Annotated in this window: 15 protein-coding genes and 1 pseudogene; 12 read left to right on the forward strand and 4 right to left on the reverse strand. The window is 62.2% G+C overall.

From position 1 onward, the window contains the following. The first annotated feature begins 92 nt into the window (after nucleotides 1-92). Nucleotides 93-965 carry a thioredoxin gene (trxA, locus tag ACMDB8_RS24685; RefSeq protein WP_008053844.1) on the forward strand — a complete coding sequence of 291 codons (873 nt, stop codon included), beginning with the start codon at nucleotides 93-95 and terminating at the stop codon, nucleotides 963-965. A gap of 89 nt (nucleotides 966-1,054) precedes the next feature. Here the strand turns inward: trxA and ACMDB8_RS24690 are convergent, their stop codons facing one another. Continuing rightward, nucleotides 1,055-1,396, reverse strand: a complete 342-nt coding sequence (locus tag ACMDB8_RS24690) for a hypothetical protein (RefSeq protein WP_056728938.1) — start codon at nucleotides 1,394-1,396, stop codon at nucleotides 1,055-1,057. 135 nt (nucleotides 1,397-1,531) lie between these two features. Between ACMDB8_RS24690 and ACMDB8_RS24695 the strand changes: the two genes are divergently transcribed. The 5 genes from ACMDB8_RS24695 (at nucleotide 1,532) to ACMDB8_RS24715 (ending at nucleotide 5,721) form a co-directional block, all read left to right on the forward strand. Beyond that, nucleotides 1,532-2,122: a DUF2796 domain-containing protein gene (locus tag ACMDB8_RS24695; protein WP_409078832.1), complete on the forward strand. Its 591-nt coding sequence runs from the start codon at nucleotides 1,532-1,534 to the stop codon at nucleotides 2,120-2,122. 130 nt (nucleotides 2,123-2,252) lie between these two features. Further along, on the forward strand, nucleotides 2,253-2,963 hold the full coding sequence (locus ACMDB8_RS24700) for an ABC transporter ATP-binding protein (RefSeq protein ID WP_056728942.1): 711 nt from the start codon (nucleotides 2,253-2,255) through the stop codon (nucleotides 2,961-2,963). Between the two features lies 1 nt (nucleotide 2,964). Then, nucleotides 2,965-4,230, forward strand: coding sequence for an ABC transporter permease (locus tag ACMDB8_RS24705; RefSeq protein WP_056728943.1), 1,266 nt, complete (start codon nucleotides 2,965-2,967; stop codon nucleotides 4,228-4,230). 11 nt (nucleotides 4,231-4,241) lie between these two features. Beyond that, the gene (locus tag ACMDB8_RS24710) at nucleotides 4,242-4,760 is read left to right on the forward strand and encodes a DUF3299 domain-containing protein (protein WP_056728945.1); all 519 of its coding nucleotides are present in this window, start codon (nucleotides 4,242-4,244) and stop codon (nucleotides 4,758-4,760) included. 262 nt (nucleotides 4,761-5,022) lie between these two features. Next, nucleotides 5,023-5,721, forward strand: a complete 699-nt coding sequence (locus ACMDB8_RS24715) for an OmpW/AlkL family protein (protein WP_056728947.1) — start codon at nucleotides 5,023-5,025, stop codon at nucleotides 5,719-5,721. A 263-nt stretch (nucleotides 5,722-5,984) separates the two neighbouring features. On the opposite strand, the gene ACMDB8_RS24720 is transcribed toward ACMDB8_RS24715, so the two are convergent. Together ACMDB8_RS24720 and ACMDB8_RS24725 are read right to left on the reverse strand one after the other, a co-directional pair. Further along, a complete protein-coding gene (locus ACMDB8_RS24720; RefSeq protein WP_056728949.1) occupies nucleotides 5,985-6,914 on the reverse strand; it encodes an NAD-dependent epimerase/dehydratase family protein in 930 nt (309 codons plus the stop codon). Further along, a complete protein-coding gene (locus ACMDB8_RS24725; RefSeq protein WP_008053852.1) occupies nucleotides 6,907-7,791 on the reverse strand; it encodes a sugar nucleotide-binding protein in 885 nt (294 codons plus the stop codon). The genes ACMDB8_RS24720 and ACMDB8_RS24725 overlap by 8 nt, the downstream gene beginning before the upstream one ends. Nucleotides 7,792-8,096: 305 nt before the next feature. Between ACMDB8_RS24725 and ACMDB8_RS24730 the strand changes: the two genes are divergently transcribed. Further along, nucleotides 8,097-12,404 (forward strand): DEAD/DEAH box helicase, encoded by a 4,308-nt coding sequence (locus tag ACMDB8_RS24730; RefSeq protein WP_409078833.1) that lies wholly within the window; start codon nucleotides 8,097-8,099, stop codon nucleotides 12,402-12,404. Nucleotides 12,405-12,567: 163 nt separating this feature from the next. Here ACMDB8_RS24730 and ACMDB8_RS24735 read toward each other — a convergent pair whose 3' ends face one another. Further along, complete coding sequence (locus ACMDB8_RS24735; protein ID WP_056728955.1) at nucleotides 12,568-14,697, reverse strand: mechanosensitive ion channel family protein; 2,130 nt, start codon at nucleotides 14,695-14,697, stop codon at nucleotides 12,568-12,570. A 172-nt stretch (nucleotides 14,698-14,869) separates the two neighbouring features. Here ACMDB8_RS24735 and ACMDB8_RS24740 point away from each other — a divergent pair. The 5 genes and pseudogenes from ACMDB8_RS24740 to ACMDB8_RS24760 all read left to right on the forward strand — a co-directional run. Further along, nucleotides 14,870-15,107 (forward strand): annotated as a pseudogene (locus tag ACMDB8_RS24740) (MFS transporter); the annotation flags it as partial. Between the two features lie 101 nt (nucleotides 15,108-15,208). Next, complete coding sequence (locus ACMDB8_RS24745) at nucleotides 15,209-16,135, forward strand: DUF72 domain-containing protein (protein WP_056728957.1); 927 nt, start codon at nucleotides 15,209-15,211, stop codon at nucleotides 16,133-16,135. After that, nucleotides 16,132-16,929, forward strand: a complete 798-nt coding sequence (locus ACMDB8_RS24750) for an endonuclease/exonuclease/phosphatase family protein (RefSeq protein ID WP_056728959.1) — start codon at nucleotides 16,132-16,134, stop codon at nucleotides 16,927-16,929. Before ACMDB8_RS24745 ends, ACMDB8_RS24750 begins: the two co-directional genes overlap by 4 nt. Then, nucleotides 16,926-18,218, forward strand: coding sequence for a cardiolipin synthase ClsB (clsB, locus tag ACMDB8_RS24755; RefSeq protein ID WP_409078834.1), 1,293 nt, complete (start codon nucleotides 16,926-16,928; stop codon nucleotides 18,216-18,218). The genes ACMDB8_RS24750 and clsB overlap by 4 nt, the downstream gene beginning before the upstream one ends. Further along, complete coding sequence (locus ACMDB8_RS24760; protein WP_409078835.1) at nucleotides 18,205-19,191, forward strand: lysylphosphatidylglycerol synthase domain-containing protein; 987 nt, start codon at nucleotides 18,205-18,207, stop codon at nucleotides 19,189-19,191. Before clsB ends, ACMDB8_RS24760 begins: the two co-directional genes overlap by 14 nt. The last annotated feature ends 5 nt before the right edge of the window (nucleotides 19,192-19,196 follow it).

The raw sequence follows: 19,196 nt of genomic DNA on the forward strand, positions 1-19,196 counted from the left end.
GTCAGACGAAACATCTCTAACGGCCACCCCGCTTCCGGCGCGCCCCCACCAAGCCGTATAGTTGCCCCATTCACGCTTTTACGAGATTGCCCATGAGTCAGGAAACGCCGTACATCTTCGACGCCACGACTGCCGATTTCGACCAGTCGGTGATCGAGAACTCTTTCCACAAGCCGGTGCTGGTGGATTTCTGGGCCGAATGGTGCGCGCCCTGCAAAGTGCTGATGCCGATGTTGCAGAGCATTGCCGAGAGCTATCAGGGTGAATTGCTGCTGGCCAAGGTCAATTGCGACCTCGAACAAGACATCGTCGCCCGCTTCGGCATCCGCAGCCTGCCGACCGTGGTGCTGTTCAAGGACGGCCAGCCTGTCGACGGCTTTGCCGGTGCCCAGCCGGAATCCGCCGTGCGCGCCCTGCTCGAACCCCACGTGCAGATGCCGCCACCGGCCGCCGCCGATCCGTTCGAACAGGCCCAGGCGCTGTTCGACGACAGCCGCTTTGCCGATGCCGAAGCGCTGCTCAAAGTGATCCTGGGTGAAGACAACACCAACGCCAAGGCACTGATCCTCTACGCCCGCTGCCTGACCGAGCGCGGTGAACTGGGCGAAGCGCAAGCCGTGCTGGATGCGGTCAAGAGCGACGAGCACAAGGCCGCGCTGGCTGGCGCCAAGGCACAGATCAAGTTTCTCGGTCTGGCCAAGGACCTGCCGGATGCCGCCGATCTGAAGGCCCGGCTGGCAAAAGACCCGCTGGACGATGAAGCGGTCTATCAACTGGCGATCCAGCAACTGGCCCGTCAGCAGTACGACGCCGCTCTGGATGCTTTGCTCAAGCTGTTCACCCGCAACCGCAGCTACAGCGAAGGCCTGCCACACAAGACCTTGCTGCAGGTGTTCGAGTTGCTGGGCAATGATCATCCGTTGGTGAGCACCTACCGCCGCAAGTTGTTTGCCGCCCTCTATTAAAAATCAAAAGATCGCAGCCTGCGGCAGCTCCTACAGAGAATATGTATTCACCCTGTAGGAGCTGCCGCAGGCTGCGATCTTTTTACGGTCTACTCGATCCAGCTGTAGAGCGGCGTATCCCCGCCGCTCACTACCTTCACGTCCGGACTATGGCGCAAACGCACCAGCAGGCGTTTGCCCGCCGCCGCGCTGCCGGTCAGCCCTTCGAGTTGATCAAGCAGGTCCGGCCCGCTGAGCTGCCCTGCCTTGCGCAGCAAATCCCTGGCGATCTGCCACAGCGCATCATCCTGATTCAGTGGTTTCGCCGCTGGCACGCTGACGGCGGATTTTTCCACCTGCAACTGCGCCCCTAGCCGCGCCCAGTCCGCGTCGTCCATCTCCAGGGTCAAATCCACCGGCCAATCGCCGATGCTTCCGCGAATTCGCAACATAGGTCTGCTCCCGCACATTTCTTCCCGGCATGCTCCCATGGGACTTGTGCAACGCCAAGCAGGCAGTCAAACTCTCCGCACCTACGTTATAAGATTACATAACATTTTCTTCATTTTACTTTTCGGAGACTCGTCATGCGCTGTCTGCTTCTCGCCCTGCCGTTTGCCATGTTGCCGCTGGCTGTCGCCCATGCCGCCGACGAACACGATCATGAGCATGGCAGCCTGGCCGCCCACGAACACGGCGTGGAACGCCTGAACGCGGCGCTGGACGGCAAGACCCTGGAGCTGGAGCTGGAAAGCCCGGCCATGAACCTGGTGGGTTTCGAGCACGTCGCCACCAGCGACGCCGACAAAGCCAAGGTCGCCGCCACCCGCGCGCAACTCGAGCAACCACTGGCCCTGTTCAACCTGCCGAAAGCCGCCGGTTGCGTGGTGGAAAACCAGGAACTGGAAAGCCCGCTGTTCGGCGACAAGCCCGAGGCCGACGATGATCACGATGAAGACGCCAAGGACGAAGACGGCCACGAACATCATCATGATCACAGCGAAATCCACGCTCGCTATCAGTTCACCTGCGCCACGCCAGATGCATTGAAGACCCTGGACCTGGCGAATATTTTCACCCGCTTCCCGGCCACCCGGAAAATTCAGGTACAACTGATCGGCCCGAGCGGGCAGCAAGGGGTTGATGTGACGGCCAAGGCTGCTGCGCTGAAATTCTGAATTCACTGAAGCCCCCCTGTAGGAGCTGCGGAGTGAAACGAGGCTGCGATCTTTTGACCTTCAACGATCAAAAGATCGCAGCCTGCGGCAGCTCCTACACAGGTCAATCAACACCCATGAAATCGGCTAAATGACCCAAGCACTCATCGAACTGTCCGACCTGGGCTTCAGTTGGCCCGGTCACCCGCCGCTGCTGGACATCCCGGCGTTTCGCCTGGAGCGCGGCGAAACCCTGTTCCTCAAAGGCCCCAGCGGCAGCGGCAAGACCACCCTGCTCGGCTTGCTCGGCGGCGTGCAAAAGCCTGATCGCGGCAGCATCCGCCTGCTCGGCCAGGAACTGACGCAACTCTCGGCCGGCGCCCGCGACCACTTCCGCGTCGATCACACCGGCTACATCTTCCAGCAGTTCAACCTGCTGCCGTTTCTGTCGGTGCGCGAGAACGTCGAACTGCCCTGCCACTTCTCGAAACTGCGCGCCGAACGGGCGAAACAACGCCACGGCAGCGTCGACAAAGCCGCCGCCACGCTGCTCGCCCACCTGGGTTTGAAGGATGAAAACATCCTCGGTCGCCGCGCCGACTCGCTGTCCATCGGCCAGCAGCAACGGGTCGCCGCCGCCCGCGCACTGATCGGTCAACCGGAACTGGTGATCGCCGATGAGCCGACCTCGGCCCTCGATTACGACGCCCGCGAGAACTTCATTCGCCTGCTGTTCGCCGAGTGCCGCGAAGCCGGGTCGAGCCTGTTGTTCGTCAGCCATGACCAGAGCCTGGCGCCGCTGTTCGACCACAACCTGTCGCTGGCCGAACTCAATCGCGCCGCCACCCCGCCCGAGGTCTGAGATGTATCTGTTTCGTCTAGCCATGGCCAGCCTGGCTAACCGTCGCTTCACTGCGATCCTCACCGCGTTCGCCATTGCCCTGTCGGTGTGCCTGTTGCTGGCGGTGGAGCGCGTGCGCACCGAAGCCAAGGCCAGTTTCGCCAGCACCATCAGCGGCACCGACCTGATCGTCGGCGCCCGCTCCGGCTCGGTGAACCTGTTGCTGTATTCGGTGTTCCGTATCGGCAACGCCACCAACAACATCCGCTGGGACAGCTTCGAACACTTCGCCAGCAACCCGAAAGTGAAGTGGGCGATCCCGATGTCCCTCGGCGACTCCCATCGTGGTTATCGGGTGATGGGGACCACTGAGGCGTACTTCGAACATTACCAGTACGGACGCCAGCAACACCTGCAACTGGCCGATGGCCGGGCTTTTGCCACTGACCCGTTCGAAGTGGTGCTCGGCGCCGAAGTGGCCGATGCACTGCACTACAAACTCGGTGACAAACTGGTGCTGGCCCACGGCGTGGCGGCGATCAGCCTGGTCAAGCACGACGACAAGCCGTTCACCGTGGTCGGCATTCTCAAACGCACCGGCACACCGGTGGACCGCACGCTGCACATCAGCCTCGGTGGCATGGAAGCGATTCACATCGACTGGCATAACGGCGTGCCGGCCCGGGGCGAGGGGCGCATCACCGCCGACCAGGCGCGCAACATGGACCTCACGCCGCAAGCGATCACCGCGTTCATGCTCGGCCTGAACAACAAGATTTCGACCTTTGCCCTGCAACGGGAAATCAACGAGTTCCGTGGTGAGCCGATGCTGGCGATCCTGCCGGGCGTGGCGTTGCAGGAGCTGTGGAGTCTGATGGGCACCGCGGAAAAGGCTTTGTTCGTGGTCTCGCTGTTTGTGGTGCTGACCGGGTTGATCGGCATGCTTACGGCGATTCTCACCAGCCTCAATGAACGCCGCCGGGAGATGGCGATCCTGCGCTCGGTGGGCGCACGCCCCTGGCACATCGCGACGCTGTTGGTGCTGGAAGCCTTTGCCCTGGCGCTGTCGGGCGTGATCGCCGGTGTGGCGTTGTTGTATGTGTGCATCGCGGCGGCCCAGGGCTATGTGCAAGCCAACTACGGTCTGTTCCTGCCGCTGTCCTGGCCGAGCGAATATGAATGGACGCTGCTCGGTGGCATCCTGATCGCCGCGCTGCTGATGGGCAGTGTGCCGGCCTGGCGCGCCTATCGCCAATCCCTGGCCGATGGCCTGTCGATCCGTTTATGAGGACGTTGAAAATGCCCCGCGCCGTACTTGCGCTGTTGATGCTGGTCGCCCTGCCGCTGTGGGCGGCCCAGCCAAAAGACCTGACCTGGTCGGAGATGATCCCGCCCGACGCGCCAAAAGAAGTGCCGAACATGACGCCGCTGCACGATCTTTCGCAGATGAGCAATGCTCTGTCGGCCGAATCGGCGCCCGCCGCCAAGCAAGACCTGCCCAATGCACCGGTGGTCAAGACCCTCGATGGCCAGAACATTCGCCTGCCGGGTTACATCGTGCCGCTGGAAGTGAGCGAAGAAGGCCGCACCACGGAGTTCCTGCTGGTGCCGTATTTCGGCGCCTGCATCCACGTACCGCCACCGCCTTCGAACCAGATCGTGCACGTCAAGAGCGAAGTCGGCGTGAAGCTCGACGAGTTGTATCAGCCTTATTGGATCGAAGGCGCGTTGCAGGTCAAGGCGTCCACCAGCGAACTGGCGGATGCCGGATATCAGATGGAGGCGGACAAGATTTACCTGTATGAATTGCCGGAGTGAGTCCGACTGTATTGTGTCAACTGTCTGTCCGCCATCGCGAGCAAGCTCGCTCCCACAGGGTCAAGTGCTGAAACACAAATCTTCAGCACACCACAACTCCTTGTGGGAGCGAGCTTGCTCCGGGCGGCGATCCGACGATCAGGCCATGAAAAACACCACAAAAATCACTCCCACCCCACTTTCATTGAGCTGCATCAAAAGACCGAATAGTTAGCCCGCTTACCATTGGACATCGAACTTTTTAACGTCCTCTGGAGCCCCCATGAACAAGTCCATGCTCAGCGCTTCGCTGGTTGCCCTCGCGCTTGCAGCCCCGCTCGCCCACGCCTTCGAGGCGGGCGACATTCTCCTTCGCGCCGGTGCAATCACCGTCAACCCGGAAGCCGACAGCTCCAGTGTCAAGGTTGATCAAGGCCCGCTGGCGGGTGCCGACCTGGGTGGCAAGGCGACACTGAGCAGCGACACGCAACTGGGCTTGAACTTCGCCTACATGCTCACCAACCACCTGGGCATCGAGCTGCTGGCGGCGACCCCATTTGAACATGATGTAAAAATCAAGGGCACCGCGCTGGCACCCGCCAACGGCAAGCTCGGTAGCATCAAACAGCTGCCGCCGACCTTGAGCCTGGTGTATTACCCGCTGGATCCCAAGTCGGCGTTCCAGCCGTACATCGGCGGTGGCATCAACTACACCTATATCTACGACGAACATGTCGGCAGCCGAGCCCAGTCCGCCGGTTTCAGTAACTTCAAGGCGGATAATTCCTGGGGGCTGGCCTGGCAGGTCGGTGCCGACTACATGCTGACCGACAACGTGATGATTAACGCCCAGGTGCGCTACATCGACATCGATACCACCGCCACTGTGGAAAACAACGCCATTGCACCGGGCACCCGGGCCAAGGTAGACGTTGATGTGGATCCGTTCGTCTACATGGTGGGTCTGGGTTACAAGTTCTAAGCGACACTGCTGGAAGAATGTTCACGTGGTGGTGAACCTGGCTGTTGTGGCGAGGGAGCTTGCTCCCGCTGGGTTGCGAAGCGACCCTAAAACCGACAAAAGCGGTGATTCAAACAAACCGCATTGACTGGATTTACGACTGCTGCGCAGTCGAGCGGGAGCAAGCTCCCTCGCCACAGGAGTTGCACAAGTTGTACGTAAATTCCGGCCATGAAAAAGGCGCCTGTAAAAAGGCGCCTTTTTCATGTCCGCATGGAAGCGATCTATCGCCCCAGCAACCGCGCCAGCCCCTCGCGCATCGGGGTCTGCTCAGTGGTACTGAAGCGTTCCAACAGGCGCCGGTTGTTCGCCCGGGAATGACGAATGTCACCGGAGCGCGCCGGGCCGTAGCTCACCGGTGGCAGCTTGCCGACCACCGCTTCGAGCGCTTCGAGCATTTGCTTGAGGGTCGTCGCCTGGTTCCAGCCGACGTTGACCGCACCGTCTTCGACCCGGGGCTTCTCGATGGCCTGCACCAGCAAGTCGACCAGATCTTCGACATAGACAAAATCCCGGGTCTGCTCGCCATCGCCGAACACCGTGATCGGCAAGCCCTTCAGTGCGCGCTCGCTGAATATGCTGATTACCCCGGAGTACGGCGAGGACGGATCCTGGCGCGGACCGAAGATGTTGAAGAAGCGGAAAATCACCGGCTCCAGCGCATGTTGGCGGCGGTAGAAGTCGAAGTAATGCTCGCTGGCCAGTTTGTCCACCGCGTAAGGCGTCAACGGCGCCTTGGGCGTGTCTTCGTCAATCGACTCACCTTCGCCGTTGTTGCCATACACCGCCGCGCTCGAAGCAAACAGCACACGCTTGACCCCGGTCTGGCGCATGGCTTCGCAGACGTTCAGCGTGCCGATGAAGTTGCTCTGGTGCGTGCGCACCGGATCGTCTACCGAGGCCTGCACCGAAGCCACGGCCGCCAGGTGCGCCACGGCGCTGCAACCGGCCATCGTCCGGGCAACCAAAGCTGCATCGGCCACGTCGCCAACGATCAGTTCGACCCTGGGATTGTCCAGCGGCAGATTGCTGCGTTTGCCCGTGGACAGGTCATCGAGAATCCGCACCGAGTGGCCCTTGGCAAGCAGCGCGTCAGTCAGGTGAGAACCAATGAAACCGGCACCACCGGTGATCAAAACGGGGCCGTCAGCCATGGCGATAAAACCTGTCCAGTAGACCGGGAAGCGCCGCACGCCAGGCGCGCGGTTTGATTCCAAAGGTGTGCAGAATTTTTTTGCAGGCCAGTACCGCGTGTTGCGGTTCTTCGGCGGCATCCGGACGCGCGGCGTGGGCCTGGGCGGTCGGGGCTTCGATAGCCAGCGGATGCAGGCTGCGGGCTTCGGTCAGGATCGCCTGCCCCAGCGCCAGCGGCGTGGTCGCCTCATGCCCGGCGTAGTGGTAGGTGCCCCACAGCGGCGCGGCGCAATCGAGTTGTTTGAGCACTGAAATGATCACGCGGGCGGCATCGTCGACCGGCGTCGGATTGCCCCGTCGGTCGTCGGCCATCAGCAGCTCTTCGGGTTGCTCGGCACGGGCGAGGAAGCGGCCAAGGGCGCCGTCCGGGCTATCGTCCAGCAGCCAGCCGAAACGCAGCAGCACGTGCTGGGGGCAGGTAGCGCGCACACTTTGCTCGATCCGCCACAATGCCTGACCCCGCAGACCCAGGGGTACCGGTTCGTCTTTTTCGCTGTAGGCCGTGGCGCGGGAGCCGTCGAACACGCGATAGCTGGAGGGTTGCAGCAGAACGATGTTGTGGTGCTGGCACAGTTCCGCCAGACGCTCGATAGCGCGCTCCTGGCCGGCCAGGCGCGATTCGCTCACTGCCTCGGCCTGAAACCAGTCGAAGTAGTAGGCAAGGTTGATCAATGCATCGGGACGGGTGTCGTCGAGCAGTTGTGTCAGGCTCGCGGCATCCCAGCCGTCTTCGGGCGGGCGGGGGGCGAGGAATCCGATGTCTTCCTCCGCACCAAGGCGAATCAGCGCCTGCCCAAGGGCATTTCCGCCGCCCAGTAACATAAGGCGCATTCGCATAGAGTCAGCAGGCCCAGTCTGATTGAAACGATGGCTTTATCGACACCGCCCCAGGCGATGTCGTTGATAATTGCCGGAATCGTTGCATTTTGCGGGTTTAGTGCGCAACCGTCACCCGTAAAGTGTAGATGTCCGACTTTTGCGTTGCCGCCACTGGCCTCATCGCGAGCAAGCTCGCTCCCACAATGGTTTTGTGTAAACCGCCCCCCTGTGGGAGCGAGCTTGCTCGCGATGAGGCCCTGAAGACCAGCGAAGGTCTTGAGCGGTACTTGCAACTTCCCGTCCCCACCCGCATAAATTGCTGCATGAACCTGCCCATCCCCGCAGACAGTGCCCTGAGCGGCTTTCACCCTGCCGTCAGCGCCTGGTTCAACCATACGTTCCCGGCCGTCACCGCCGCCCAGGCCCGGGCGTGGCCGTTGATCCGCCAGCGCCGCTCGACCCTGGTCGCCGCGCCCACCGGTTCCGGCAAGACCCTTACCGCCTTTCTCGCCGTCATCGACGACCTGGTACACCGCGGCCTGGAAAACCCCGAAGGCTTGCCCGACGCCACCCTGGTGGTCTACGTCTCGCCCCTCAAGGCGCTGTCCAACGACATCCAGATCAACCTGCAAAACCCGCTGGCCGGCATTACCGAGCAATTGGGCGTGATGGGCCTGCCGCAACTGCAGATCAGCACTGCCGTGCGCACCGGCGATACACCGCAAAAAGACCGTTCGGCGATGCGCAAAACGGCGCCGCACATTCTGGTGACCACGCCGGAATCCCTGTATGTGCTGCTCGGCTCCGATTCCGGCCGGCAGATGCTCGGCACGGCACGCACGGTGATCGTCGACGAGATCCACGCCATGGCCGCCAGCAAACGCGGCAGCCACCTGGCACTGAGCCTTGAACGCCTGCAAGCACTCTGCCCGGAGCCGCTGCTGCGCATCGGTCTGTCGGCCACGCAAAAGCCCATCGAAGCCGTTTCGCGCTTCCTTGTCGGTGGCGATCGTCCGTGCGAGATCGTCGACATCGGCCACGCCCGCCCCCGCGACCTGGACATCGAAGTGCCGCCCGTGCCGCTATCGGCCGTGATGGCCAACGATGTCTGGGAACTGGTGTACGACCGCCTCGCCGCCCTCGCCCGGGAACACCGGACCACGCTGATTTTCGTCAACACCCGGCGCCTCGCCGAGCGCCTGAGCCGGCACCTGAGCGAGCGCCTGGGCAAGGATGCCGTGGCCGCCCATCACGGCAGCCTGGCCAAGGAATTTCGCCTGGATGCCGAGCAGCGACTCAAGCGCGGCGACCTGCAAGTGCTGATTGCCACGGCATCGCTGGAACTGGGGATAGACATCGGCGACGTCGACCTGGTGTGCCAGATCGCCTCGCCGCGTTCGATTGCCGGGTTTCTGCAACGGGTCGGCCGTTCCGGGCACCAGGTCGGCGGCACGCCCAAGGGCCGTTTGTTCGCCACCACCCGCGACGACCTGATCGAATGTGCCGCGCTGCTCGACTGCGTGCGCCGGGGCGAACTCGATACCTTGCTGATCCCGCAAGCGCCGCTGGACGTGCTGGCGCAGCAGATCATCGCCGAGGTCAGTTGTCAGGAATGGCCGGAGCAAGCGCTGCTGCACATGCTGCGCCGCGCCTCGCCCTACGCCGCACTCGACGACAAACACTATCAGGCACTGCTGCACATGCTCGCCGAGGGCTACAACGGCCGTCAGGGCATCCGTAGCGCCTATCTGCATCGCGACGCCGTGAGCCGCACCCTGCGCGGGCGCCGGGGCGCAAAACTGACGGCGGTGACCAGTGGCGGGACCATTCCGGACAACGCCGACTACAGCGTGCTGCTGGAGCCTCAAGGGCTGAACATCGGCACCATCAACGAAGACTTCGCAGTGGAAAGCATTGCCGGGGATATCTTCCAGTTGGGCAACACGTCCTATCGGATCCTGCGGGTGGAAACCGGCAAAGTCCGGGTCGAGGATGCCCGGGGCCTGCCGCCGACCATTCCGTTCTGGCTCGGTGAAGCACCGGGGCGCAGCGCCGAATTGTCCGCGGCGGTGGCGCGCTTGCAGGCACAACTCGACGACCTGCTGGGGGCTGCGCCAGGCAACTTGCAACCAGCACTCGACTGGCTGACCGAGACCCTGGGCCTGAACCTTGCCAGCGCCGAACAACTGGTGGACTACCTGGCTCGCGCACGGCAAGCGCTGAGTGCCCTGCCATCCCAGGACACGCTGCTGATGGAACGCTTTTTCGACGAGTCCGGCGGCACCCAACTGGTCATTCACACGCCGTTCGGCAGCCGCATCAACCGCGCCTGGGGCCTGGCCTTGCGCAAGCGCTTCTGTCGCACCTTCAACTTCGAGTTGCAGGCAGCCGCCAGCGAAGACGCCATCGTGCTGTCGTTGTCCACCGGCCACAGTTTTGAACTGGATGACGTCTGGCGCTACCTGCACAGCAACAGTGCCGAACACATCCTGATTCAAGCCGTGCTCGACGCGCCGCTGTTCGGCGTGCGCTGGCGCTGGAATGCCGGCGTGGCCCTGGCGCTACCGCGCTACAGCGGCGGGCGCAAGGTCCCGCCGCAGATCCAGCGGATGAAAAGCGAAGACCTGATCGCCAGCGTGTTTCCCGATCAGATCGCCTGCGTGGAAAACCTCGCTGGCGAACGGGAGATTCCCGACCATCCGTTGGTGGAACAGACCCTCGACGATTGCCTGCACGACGCCATGGACACCGAAGGCTGGCTGGCTTTGCTTCGACGCATGGAGCGCGGCGACATTCGCCTGATCAGCCGCGACTTGCCGGCACCCTCGCCGCTGGCGGCGGAGATTCTCAGCGCCCGGCCCTATACCTTTCTCGACGATGCACCACTGGAAGAACGCCGCACTCAAGCCGTACTCAACCGCCGCTGGAGCGACCCGCAATCCACCGATGATCTTGGTGCGCTGGACGCCGAGGCGATTGCCGCCGTGCGCGACGAAGCCTGGCCGACGCCCTCCGGTGTCGATGAAATGCATGAGGCCTTGATGAGCCTGGCGTGCATCACCAATGCCGAGGCCAGCGCCAATCCGCAGTGGCTAGACTGGCTCACAACCCTGGCCGACAGCGGGCGCGCGAGCCGTTTGCAGATCAACGCCGGGCAATCGCTGTGGCTGGCACTGGAACGCCTGACCTGCCTGCGGGCGATTTATCCACAGGCCGAATTGACGCCATCGCTGCAAGCGCTGCCGGACTTCGAGGAGGCCTGGGAACCCGACGACGCCATCCTCGAACTGATCCGTGCACGGCTCAGCGCCTTCGGGCCGCTGGCTCTCGAGCGCATTGCCGAACCGCTCGGTTTGCCCGCTGCGCAGGTCAACCAGGCCCTGGCGCAACTGGAACGCGAAGGTTACGTGCTGCGCGGCCGATTCACCCCGGGCACCGCCCAGGAAGAATGGTGCGAGCGGCATTTGCTGGCGCGGATTCACCGCTATACGGTCAAGCGCCTGCGCCGGGAAATCGAGCCGGTGGCGTTGCAGGATTTCATGCGATTCCTGTTCGACTGGCAGAATGTATCGAGCGCAAGCCAGGGCCAGGGCGCGGCGGTTTTGCCGGCCGTTATTGCGCAATTCGAAGGCTACCCCGCCGCTGCTTCAGCCTGGGACAGCGATATCCTGCCAGCGCGAATCAAGGACTACTCGGCGACCTGGCTGGATGAGTTGTGCCGCAGCGGCAGACTGGTATGGACACGCCTGACTGCGCACAACAAAAGCGCCAGCACCGCCCTGCGCAGCACGCCGATCGTGTTGCTGCCGCGCAACCAGGTCGGCCTCTGGAGCAGCTTGACCGAACAGACGCCGGTCAGCGAACTGTCGCCGAAAACGCAAAAGGTCCACGCCGCCCTCAGCCAGCATGGCGCGCTGTTTTTCGATGAGCTGATCCATGAGGCCCACCTGCTGCGTTCAGAGCTGGAAATCGCCCTGCAGGAACTGGTGGGCGCGGGGCTGGTGAACGCCGACAGCTTCGCCGGATTGCGCGCCCTGATTACCCCGGCCAGCAAGCGCCAGCCGCGCAACAGTCGGCGTGGACGCGGAGCATTCATCGGTGGCATGGACGACGCCGGACGCTGGGCCCTGTTGCGACGCGCACCTACCGGGCCGATGGTGCAAAACCTGCGGATGTCTGCCGAAACCCTTGAACACATCGCCATGACCTTGCTGCGCCGCTACGGCGTGGTGTTCTGGCGCTTGCTGGAACGCGAGGCGGACTGGTTGCCGAGCTGGCGGGAACTGCTGCGTACCTTCCATCGGTTGGAGGCACGCGGCGAGATTCGCGGCGGGCGGTTTGTCAGTGGCCTGGCGGGCGAGCAATTCGCCCTGCCCGAGGCGATCCCCTTGTTGCGAGAGGTGCGGCGTCGGCCCCATGACGGCAGCCTGGTCGCGGTGTGCGGGGTCGATCCGCTGAACCTCGCCGGCACGCTATTGCCCGGCATGAAAGTCCCAGCGCTGGCGAGCAATCGGCTGGTGTATCGGGACGGGTTGCCGGTGGCTGCCGAGATTGCCGGCAAGCAGCAGTTCTGGGGGGAGTTGGATCAGCTCGGTGGTGCCGAGGTGCGCAACAAACTGATCCGGCATTGAAGTTGTCTGGTCTGGCGCCTTCGCGAGCAAGCCCGCTCCCACATTGGATCTATGTTCGGACGCAGATTGGTGTTCCAACACAAAACCCTGTGGGAGCGGCGGTGCGGCGATCCGACCGCGAAGAGGCCATCACAGCCAACAAAGAACCTCAGGACAAAACCTTCTACTGAGACCGCGGCCGATCCGGCATCAGCACCGCCGAGTGATCCGGCTCATGCCCTGCCTCGGGTTGCGCTTCGACCGGATGCCGCGGCACCAATGCCTGCTGTGGATAAGTCTGCGCGAAGTTCACCCACGGGCAGTTATCCACAAGCTTTTTCAACCGCTGGTTGAAGGCCCGGCTCACCGCGTATTGACCACCGGACACCGTGCGGAATTGCGCGGTCAGCACCACACCGTTGAGGTCCATCTTGTCGACGCCAAACACATCCAGCGATCCTTGCAGGTTGTAGCGCAGGAACGGGTCGTTGCTGATGGAGTGCCCGGCCTCGCGGATCAGTTCGATGGCCTTGTCGACATCGGTGTCGTAAGTGAACTGCACCGAGAAAAACGCATAGGCGAATTGCCGCGATTGGTTGGTCACGGCCTTGATCTGCCCGAACGGCACCGAGTGCACGAATCCCTTGCCGTCGCGCAGGCGCAAGGTGCGGATGGTCAGGCCTTCGACGGTGCCTGCGTGGCCGGAATCGAGCACCACCCAGTCACCAATGGACAAGGTGTCTTCGATGATGATGAACAACCCGGTAATCACATCCTGCACCAGTTGCTGGGAACCGAAACCGATCGCCAGGCCGATGACCCCGGCACCGGCCAGGAATGGCGCGACGTTGATTCCCAGGTTGGCCATGGTGGTGATCGCGCAAATCACCACCAGGATGATTTTGATCGCGTTGCGCAGCAGCGGCAGGATGGTTTTCACCCGCGTACTCGGCTGGCGCGCCGAGCGCTTGTTGGTGGGTGGTTTCAGGGCTTCCTGAATGGCCGTGTCGAGCAACACCCAGACCATCCAGGTCACCAGGAGGATCAAACCGATGTGGCTCAGGGAATCGCTGATCGCCCGGCCCACGGCATTGGTCACTGCGAATTCGAACAGCGACACGCCCCAGATCCGTCCGAGGATATCGATGAACACGATGGCCATGCCGATGCGCAGCAAGGCGTGGGACAGATTGAGAAAGCGTTCCTTGTAGGCGCTGCTGCGGCGCAGCTCCGTCTCGCTGCGGGCCTTGAACAAATGGTGCAGCGTGGTGCTGAGGAACACCGTGGCAATCAGCAACACCGTGGTGAACAAGGCGCTGCGCAGCACTCTCTGGTTGTCGGCCCCGGCACCGATCAGGTTGATGATCGAAACCAGTACCATCAACAGAATCGGCCAATACCAGAGCCCGGAAAATATCCGCAGGGTTTCACGCAGCGCCGGCTGCCTGAGGCGCTGGGCCAGCGGCAGGATGCGGATCACCTGGGCGACCGGTCGGCGCATGCGGATCACCAGTAAGCCGAAGGACATCGATGCTGCCAACCCGGTGAACACGGCGATGCTGCTGGTGAGGTTGCTGCCCAGTTGATGGGCGATCTGCGGGCTGGTCAGGGCATCGCTCAATGCAACCAGAAAGCCGATGACGAACAAGGGGCGGGGACTCTTCTCGCGGATGATCTGCACCGCCCGCCGCTTGTGCCCGACATTGAACACCACCACCAGCGACAGCACCAATGACGCGGCAAATATCCCCGCGCTGGCGGCATAAGCCAGACACAGCGCCAGCGCCCGTCCCGCCGATATCGACAAGAACTGACTGGCATAAATCGTCAACGGCAGACTGATCACCGCCGCAAGGGTGTAGGGCAGCACGTAGCCGAGCAACGCCTGGCCCCGCTCACGACTGAGCAGCAGACGATGCTCGCACAGGCGCCTGACGGCCATCCGCCCAAGCAGCCAAAGACAGGCAAACACCACCGCCCACACGCAGGTCAGCAGCAGGAAATCGCCAGCCACGCTCCAGGGCGAACGGGCCGAAGGCTGATTGACTAACTGATCCACTTCATCGACTGCGAGGTCGGCACGCAGGCGCCAGACGTCGACGAGATTTTCATTGAGATCGAGTTTGGTCTGGACCTCGTCGATGCTTGAACTGATGGCCCCCAGTAACCCGCCTTGCACCAGCGGCTCGGGGTGGGCCGGCGGCGTCGCGGCGGTCGCGGTGGCGGGCAGCCCCGGTATCGCGGCGGCTTCCAGTTGCTCGCTGCCCACAAACAGCAACGCTCCGAGCAGTATCGCGGTCTTGAGCCTGATCAAAACACCCGCTCCTTTGGCTGTGTCGGTAGGGAACTGATCGAGAAATGCCGGACAAGTTCGGATATAGATCCCTCGCCACAGACTAACACCCGCGCTCGCGATCTTTGCGCCCGAGGCAAATATCAAATGTCCTTCCCTGTATTTTTCTGAACGAGCCAAATCCAGACGCTGCGCTGCCCACGGGGTGTTTTTCTCGATCAACTCGACTATCGCCACCAGTCTAGTGCCGAAGGAAAAAGCCGCCAGCACGATTGCGAGCATGTTCACCAGCCTGGCCGGCGTTGGTCACCGGCGTGCCGCTGGGGACATTCATCGGCCAGCATTTGGACTGGTGTGAAACCGTCCTTGCCGTTTTGGCTCCGGGTGTAATCGCCCTCATCGGCAGCTACGTGCCGGAATATATCGCCCACAAGTGGTGCTCTGTAGAAAATTTACCGTCCGTAGCGCCATCGAAACTTTCGCCGCAGCCTCGTAGTCATCTCAAGACAGGCGCTGTCAGACCGGAGGCGACATGGCGACGATTCATATCGGTATTTCAGGCTGGCGCTACACGCCCTGGCGGGGAGACTTCTACCCCAGTGGCCTGACCCACAAGCGCGAATTGCAATTCGCCTCGCGGGCGGTCAACAGCATCGAAATCAATGGATCGTTCTACGCGCTGCAGCGGCCCGAACGTTATGCCCAGTGGTACGGCGAAACCCCGCTCGACTTCGTTTTCAGCGTCAAGGCCCCGCGCTTCATTACCCATATCAAGCGGCTGCGGGACATCCACAGACCGCTGGCCAATTTCTTTGCGTCCGGAGTGCTGGAATTAAAAGAAAAGCTCGGCCCTGTCCTCTGGCAGTTTCCCCCCAGTTTCAAATTCGATGCCGAGTTGTTCGAAAACTTCCTCGACCAATTGCCCCACAATACCGAACAGGCCGCCGCCCTCGCCCGCCAGCACGACTCCCACGTCACCGGCCATGCGAGTCTGAAGGCTCACAAAAAACAGCCCTTGCGCCATGCCGTAGAGATCCGTCACGACAGTTTTATCGATCCGCTGTTCGTCCGCTTGCTCAAGCGCTACAACACGGCCCTGGTCATCGCCGACACGGCAGGTAAATGGCCGTACCGCGAAGACATCACCAGCGATTTCGTCTACCTGCGCCTGCATGGCGCCGAAACACTCTATGCCAGCGGCTACACCCCGCAGGCACTAAAACACTGGGGCGAACGAATCGAAGCCTGGCATCACGGCCGGCAACCGGATGATGCACAACTGATCGCGCCCCGGCAGAAACCAAAGGCGTGCAAATCCCGGGAGGTATTCTGCTATTTCGATAACGACATCAAAATCCGCGCCCCCTTTGATGCACGCCATTTGCTGCAACGCCTGCACCTCGACAAAAACCTCGCCACCGTCCCCGGTGAGCCTGCCACCGAGGGCGTGTTGCCATGAACATTCCCGAGCCGGTCGGCGTCACGGACGAGCAGACACCCATCAATACGACAGTGCGCAGCTTCACAGTGCTGACGGTCAACACCCACAAAGGTTTCACCGCGCTCAATCGCCGTTTCATCCTGCCGGAACTGCGTGAAGCGGTGCGCAGTGTGTCTGCCGATGTGGTGTTTTTGCAGGAAGTCCACGGCACCCACGAACAGCATCCCAGGCGCTACACCAACTGGCCGGCGATGCCGCAATACGAATTCCTCGCCGACAGCCTGTGGCCACAGTTCGCCTATGGCCGCAATGCGGTGTATCCGGCGGGCGATCACGGCAATGCGCTGTTGTCGAAGTTCCAGATCATCCGCCACGACAACCTCGATGTATCCATCAGCGGCCACGAGAACCGCGGGCTCCTGCATTGCGTGTTGCGCCTGCCCGGCGATGGCCAGGAGGTGCATGCCATTTGCGTACACCTGGGGTTGCTCGAAACCCATCGCACCGCACAACTGAAGCTGCTCGCCCAACGCCTGGACGCACTGCCCGGCGACGCCCCGGTGATTGTCGCCGGTGACTTCAACGATTGGCGCCAGCGCGCCGATGCGTTGCTAAAACCCAGTGGTTTGCGTGAAGTCTTCGCCGCGCACCATGGCAAACCGGCACGCAGTTTCCCCGCGCGCTTGCCGGCATTGCGCCTGGACCGAATCTACGTGCGCAACCTCAAGGCCAGCCATCCGCGAGTGCTGACCTCCCGGCCCTGGTCGCACCTTTCCGACCACGTCCCGCTGTCGGTGGAGATCGAGCTATGAGCAGCCAGTCGATGGAAAAAACCACGCTGGAACACATCCCCGCTCCGCCGACCCGCGAGCCGACAGCGGTCGATGTCGAATACGGCTGGCAAGGCAGCAATCGTGTCGAGTTGCTGGAAAACGGTGAGGCGTATTTTCCCCGGGTGTTTGAAGCCCTGCGCCGGGCGCAAAGTGAAATCTTGCTGGAAACCTTCATTCTGTTCGAGGACAAGGTGGGCAATGAGCTGCAACAAATCCTGATCGAAGCCGCTCAACGGGGCGTGCGCACCACCGTCAGCCTCGACGGCTTTGGCTGCGGCGAACTGAGTACCGGGTTCCTCACCGCCCTGACAGCCGCCGGCGTGCATCTGCAAATGTTCGATCCGGCACCGAAACGCCTGGGCATCCGCACCAACTGGTTCCGGCGCCTGCACCGCAAGATTGTGGTGGTCGATGGCACCGTCGCGTTCGTCGGCGGGATCAACTTTTCCGCCGATCATCTGGCCGATTTCGGCCCCGAGGCCAAGCAGGATTATTCCGTAGAGGTTCAGGGTCCGGCCGTTGCCGACATCCATCACTTTGCCCTGCTGCAATGCGGTCGCCCGGCACACGCCAAATACTGGTGGCAGCGCCGTCGGCAGCGGCGTTCGGAACTGGCCTTCAGTGATCACGATGGCCAGGTGCGGCTGGTGTACCGCGACAACGGGGAACACCAGACCGACATCGAGGAGGTTTACCGCCAGGTGTTGCGCCAGGCGCAGCGCCGGGTGGTGATCGCCAACGCCTACTTCTTTCCCGGTTTCCGCTTGCTGCGCGAGATCCGCAACGCGGCACGCCGAGGGGTGGATGTGCGGTTGATCCTGCAGGGACAGCCAGACATGCGGGTGGCCAAGCTCGCGGCGCGCATGACCTACGATTACTTGCTCAAGTCCGGGGTGAAGATCTACGAATATTGCGACCGCCCACTACACGGCAAGGTCGCACTGGTGGATGAGGACTGGAGTACCGTTGGCTCGAGCAATCTCGACCCGTTGAGCCTGTCGCTGAATCTGGAAGCCAACGTGCTGATCCGCGACCGTGGCTTCAATCGAGTTCTGTTCGATCGCCTGGAAGACCTCAGCGACAACCACTGCAAGGTCATGTCTCACGACATCGCGCCACGCGGGCGTGTCTGGCACATGACCATCGGTTTTCTGGTGTTCCACTTCCTGCGGCATTTCCCGGCATGGGCCGGTTGGTTGCCGGCGCATAAACCTCGCCTGAAACCCTTCCCCCCTCCGACCGAGAGCGCTGACCATGAACCGCGCTGATCCCCACACGGCAACTCACGCCAAAAGCCCGGGCAAGTCGCACTGGAGCCGCTGGAAACGACCGCTGACGATGCTGTTCTTCCTGATGCTGATCGTGCTGTTCACGATGCTCGCCCAGCGCCTGGAATGGAACGAAGTGTTCGATAACCTGGCGGACTTCAAGGTGCGCACACTGATCATTGCGTCGGGGCTGACCCTGGTGAGTTTTCTGGTGTACGCCTGCTTCGACCTGATCGGCCGCACTTACATCCGCCAGAACCTGACCTGGAAGCAAATCCTGCCGGTGGGAATCATCAGCTACGCCTTCAACCTGAACCTCAGCGCCTGGGTCGGCGGCATCGCCATGCGTTACCGGTTGTATTCGCGGCTCGGGGTCAGCAAGAGCAACATCGCGAAAATCCTCGGCCTGAGCCTGGCGACCAACTGGTTTGGGTACATGGTAATTGCCGGTGCCGTGTTCAGCAGCGGGCTGGTACGCATGCCTCCGGGCTGGAAGCTCAGCAGTAGCACGCTGCAAGGCGTGGGGGTCGTGTTGTTGCTGCTGAGCGCCGGGTACCTGGCGGCGTGCCGGTTTGCCAGGCGTCGGGAGTGGGCGATTCGCGGCATCGAAATCGACCTGCCATCCTTGCGCATGGCGGTGCTGCAACTGGCCCTCGGTGCCCTGAACTGGTCGCTGATGGCGGCGGTGATTTTCACCTTGCTGCCGAGCAAACTGGACTATCCACTGGTGTTGGGCGTGCTGTTGATCAGCGCCATCGCCGGGGTCATCACTCACATCCCGGCCGGGCTCGGCGTGCTGGAAGCCGTGTTTGTGGCCCTGCTGCAACACGAGGCTTCGCGGGGCAGCCTGGTGGCGGGACTGCTGGCCTATCGGGCGATTTATTTCATCCTGCCGCTGTTGATTACCCTGGTGATGTATTTGCTGGTGGAAGCCAAGGCCAAGGCGCTGCGGATAGAGAAAAAACCCAAGTGATTTTG

The sequence above is a fragment of the Pseudomonas monachiensis genome (assembly GCF_047345015.1).
GTDB classification, from domain to species: Bacteria; Pseudomonadota; Gammaproteobacteria; order Pseudomonadales; family Pseudomonadaceae; genus Aquipseudomonas; species Aquipseudomonas monachiensis.

Bases quoted from the DNA above. Each gene is read 5' to 3' on its own strand.
- ACMDB8_RS24715 (WP_056728947.1), top strand. From the start codon at position 5,023: ATGAACAAGTCCATGCTCAGCGCTTCGCTGGTTGCCCTCGCGCTTGCA.
- ACMDB8_RS24745 (WP_056728957.1), top strand. From the start codon at position 15,209: ATGGCGACGATTCATATCGGTATTTCAGGCTGGCGCTACACGCCCTGG.
- ACMDB8_RS24705 (WP_056728943.1), top strand. From the start codon at position 2,965: ATGTATCTGTTTCGTCTAGCCATGGCCAGCCTGGCTAACCGTCGCTTC.
- clsB (WP_409078834.1), top strand. From the start codon at position 16,926: ATGAGCAGCCAGTCGATGGAAAAAACCACGCTGGAACACATCCCCGCT.
- ACMDB8_RS24750 (WP_056728959.1), top strand. From the start codon at position 16,132: ATGAACATTCCCGAGCCGGTCGGCGTCACGGACGAGCAGACACCCATC.
- ACMDB8_RS24720 (WP_056728949.1), bottom strand. From the start codon at position 6,914: ATGGCTGACGGCCCCGTTTTGATCACCGGTGGTGCCGGTTTCATTGGT.
- ACMDB8_RS24690 (WP_056728938.1), bottom strand. From the start codon at position 1,396: ATGTTGCGAATTCGCGGAAGCATCGGCGATTGGCCGGTGGATTTGACC.
- ACMDB8_RS24695 (WP_409078832.1), top strand. From the start codon at position 1,532: ATGCGCTGTCTGCTTCTCGCCCTGCCGTTTGCCATGTTGCCGCTGGCT.
- ACMDB8_RS24710 (WP_056728945.1), top strand. From the start codon at position 4,242: ATGCCCCGCGCCGTACTTGCGCTGTTGATGCTGGTCGCCCTGCCGCTG.
- ACMDB8_RS24700 (WP_056728942.1), top strand. From the start codon at position 2,253: ATGACCCAAGCACTCATCGAACTGTCCGACCTGGGCTTCAGTTGGCCC.
- ACMDB8_RS24760 (WP_409078835.1), top strand. From the start codon at position 18,205: ATGAACCGCGCTGATCCCCACACGGCAACTCACGCCAAAAGCCCGGGC.
- ACMDB8_RS24730 (WP_409078833.1), top strand. From the start codon at position 8,097: ATGAACCTGCCCATCCCCGCAGACAGTGCCCTGAGCGGCTTTCACCCT.
- ACMDB8_RS24725 (WP_008053852.1), bottom strand. From the start codon at position 7,791: ATGCGAATGCGCCTTATGTTACTGGGCGGCGGAAATGCCCTTGGGCAG.
- trxA (WP_008053844.1), top strand. From the start codon at position 93: ATGAGTCAGGAAACGCCGTACATCTTCGACGCCACGACTGCCGATTTC.